Source organism: Spirochaeta dissipatitropha (genome assembly GCF_054657935.1).
Map to the genome: position 1 here is coordinate 1 of NZ_BAAHXT010000033.1, position 3,212 is coordinate 3,212.

The 3,212-nt window shown below is 45.6% G+C and carries 3 protein-coding genes; 1 reads left to right on the plus strand and 2 read right to left on the minus strand.

Annotated features, from left to right (window positions below):
- Positions 1 to 279: 279 nt before the first annotated feature.
- The gene (locus ACYQ2L_RS16995) at positions 280 to 945 is read left to right on the plus strand and encodes an Rpn family recombination-promoting nuclease/putative transposase (protein WP_460058286.1); all 666 of its coding nucleotides are present in this window, start codon (positions 280 to 282) and stop codon (positions 943 to 945) included.
- 16 nt (positions 946 to 961) lie between these two features.
- Here ACYQ2L_RS16995 and ACYQ2L_RS17000 read toward each other — a convergent pair whose 3' ends face one another.
- Positions 962 to 1,774: a hypothetical protein gene (locus ACYQ2L_RS17000; RefSeq protein WP_460058288.1), complete on the minus strand. Its 813-nt coding sequence runs from the start codon at positions 1,772 to 1,774 to the stop codon at positions 962 to 964.
- Positions 1,775 to 1,787: 13 nt separating this feature from the next.
- A partial coding sequence (locus tag ACYQ2L_RS17005; RefSeq protein ID WP_460058290.1) for an RHS repeat-associated core domain-containing protein occupies positions 1,788 to 3,212 on the minus strand: 1,425 nt, incomplete at its 5' end.

Below are 3,212 nucleotides of genomic sequence, written 5' to 3' on the forward strand. Positions count from 1 at the left end.
TCCGCTGACCTGCTGCGCATTGTTATACACATAGGCTTCTGCTTATAATCATAGCTATAGTAGCGGGAAGTATTATATGCATTCCGACTCGTAATCAGCCGTGTCCATTCTGTTGTTTTTTAAGGCGCGTACCGGCAAACCGAGGTCGTGCGCCCGAAGTACTTTCCAGCCATTCCAACTGAACGCCTCCATGCCGGTACCCGGCTCTCCGCTACAAGTCCTCGTCCGGGCTGTTCGGAGTCAACATCATTCATTGGTTCCCCTGAAAGAACTACCGCTATGCAATGGCAATCGGCTCTCGGGCTTCGTCACCTACGCCCGGCCGATTCCCCCCGGACTGTGGGCTTTCCGCTGCGATCCGTCGCGCAACCGGTCGGCTTTGTACAATTATTTGTAGATGAGGATTTTGTACAGGGTTTACGTGTTGAGGATGTCGAACTGGTGGACAATAGCTTTGTCAGCGACGAGCTTCTGGATCGCGAAAGTGATGTTATCTATAAAATCGATCTGCCTGGCCGTGAGGTGTATGTCTATGTGCTGCTGGAATTCCAGTCCACCCCGGACAAGACCATTCCAGTGCGCATGCTTTTGTACATATTACAACTGTATGACCAGTTGTTTCGCAGCAGCACCAAGGGAGTATTGCCGGCGGTATTTCGCGTTCTCTTGTATAACGGCAGCCGTAACTGGACCGTGCCAGGCAACATCAGCGAGCTGATTGCACCTAAAATTCCGGCAAGGTACATCCCGAGCTTTGAGTACTACTCCATCATTGAGCGCAACATACCACCGGAAAAGCTGAAGCGCATCAAGGGACTGATAGCAGCTATTATGTATCTGGAACAGCAGGATGACGATAATGGATTACGGCAGACAATAGACACCGAAATCGACATGATTGCTGAGGAACAACCCGAGCAGCTACGGCAGTTCAGCCTCGTATAGAAACAAATTATCAGCCTTATGGATCTATTTCCAATGAGTCAATAATCTGCTTCCAGGAACTATACAGATAAATAAGTTCTTCAGGAATGCCTTCAGCTTTTCCATCTACAAGGACATTCCATAAAAGAGTCTGATGGTCATAGCTTTTCCAGTACCACTGGTTTTCTCTTTGTTCAAGGTAATCTGGAGCAAGAAAATTAATGATTTCATCATCTTGTTCGATATAAGCAAGCTGCATGCGGACTAATTTATCCGGAGCAAGTGCGCGTAATCCAAACGCAAAAATGCCAGTGTATTTTCCATCTGTGTTAGCTGTGTGAATTTCCATGAAGTGTTCAGCATCAATTTTTCCTTCTTCATTCCAGATTTTGACTACGGACTCTCGTACATGTGTTAAGCGATGAAATGCTTCAATGGTATGTGATGATTGTATTTTTAAATCCACATCATATAGTTCTAAGTACTCAATTCTTTCTTTTTCAAAATTCTCCTGTAACCCTTCCTTTGTATACCCTTTTTCTCTCATGCTAAAATCTATAAATATCGCTGGAACAGGGCCAGAAAATGGTAAATCATAATAATTATTAGTGGTTGCTGCAAAAAAATAAGAGCCAGTAGATGCATTATCCACTGCCCCATTAAACCGCCATCTTTTGTGATTTTCTGGTTGAATATCAATAACACTGATAGAATCTCCAGGGATTGTAACACGTATGTATCCGTCAGCCTCTGAAGTTATCTGATGAGCAACACCTGCGCTGTTGCATGAAACAAACAACAACCCTGTGATTAGTGTGACTTTTATAACATTGAAATTTTTGTTTGTCATACAATCCTCATTTCTATTTTTTAGGTTTCCAGTCCAGACCTCGAGTTGGTCCAAGTCCCTTTTGTGCAGCAGTAAAATCTTCGTCAATATTTCTATTTGTCCCTGACAGTGGATCATGAGCTGTCCCATCTCCTTGGTCAAGGAGAAAATGCCCAGGGTATCCAAGTCCGCTTCTATCCTCTGCATGAATAACATGATCTGCATCATTATCAGGATTATAGGTGAAACTTCCATCATCATCTAAACCAATAGCTTTTGCCATAGAGTTTGCAGCTCCTGACCAACTATCAATATATGCGTTTGTTTTGTTGACATGGCCATCGCTAATCGACTGTCCTACCATGCTATTATATGCATTATCTTCAAGTGCCTTTTGTTTTGTATCCGTATATTGTGTGGAAACAGCATTAGCTATCGAAGTAACAGCACATGCTTTGCTAGCAAAAGAAGCACCGAATTCCTCTTTAGCTCGATCTTGTGTCCATAGTGTTGGTTCCGGGCTGTCTGGTATTGCATGGCCACCAGTCGCAGCATCCGAACTTCTTACAGCCTCCAACCCCAACGGATCCACAAAGTTCACCGGATCATTACCTACATAGGCATACCAGTTTGTGCCATCACGTATCGGATCCACCGTAGTAAACCGGGCTTGCATCGGGGCGTAATCCCGAAAGCCATAATCATACATTCCTGTTATGGGGTCGTAGGGTTTTCCTGTGTAACCAAAGAATTCAGGAGAATGGGTTCCAATAGAAGCACCAAAGGCATCGTAGCTGTATTCACGGGAAGCCATGCCGAATCCTGTCATGCTTGATTCTCTCACCACCGATCCCAGGCGGTCATGGCTATAGATAATGTTGCTTCCTGGTGCTGCCTGACTGCCTGGCAAACTGCCGGTTTGTGCACTGATTCTGCTTGCTGCACGACCCTGAGCATGGATAATGCGGTAGCTATCGCCGAATAATGTCCCCCCATTATGTTCTGAACCAGGAGCAGGACGGTAGCGTGTTCCTCCGGGGTCGGAGGGGGCTTTCTGTAAATCATTTCCTGTGCTTACTGAACTGAACTGCAGACGTGCAAACGAGAACCCCATACCTTCATACTCATAGAACTCATACCGGGTTTCGGGAAGCGCATTGCGGGTATCGCGGGTATTGCGGGCTGACAAGGACACCCGTCTGCCAAGTCCGTCATAACGATAGTTCTGGATTATTTCCGGATCTTCGCTTCCGTTTTTGCTCAGTCGCAGATCGACACGCTGATACTCTGCAACCCTGTTGTCCGGGGTGTAGCTGTAGCTTATGAGCTCCTTGTCGGTATATTCCTTCAGCAGATTGCCGTTCACATCATAATCGTAGTGCCGCTGTCCTGCCTGTGTCAAACGATTGGCGGTATTATATGTGTAAATAATGTTTCCGAATGGATTTTCTACTGTAGA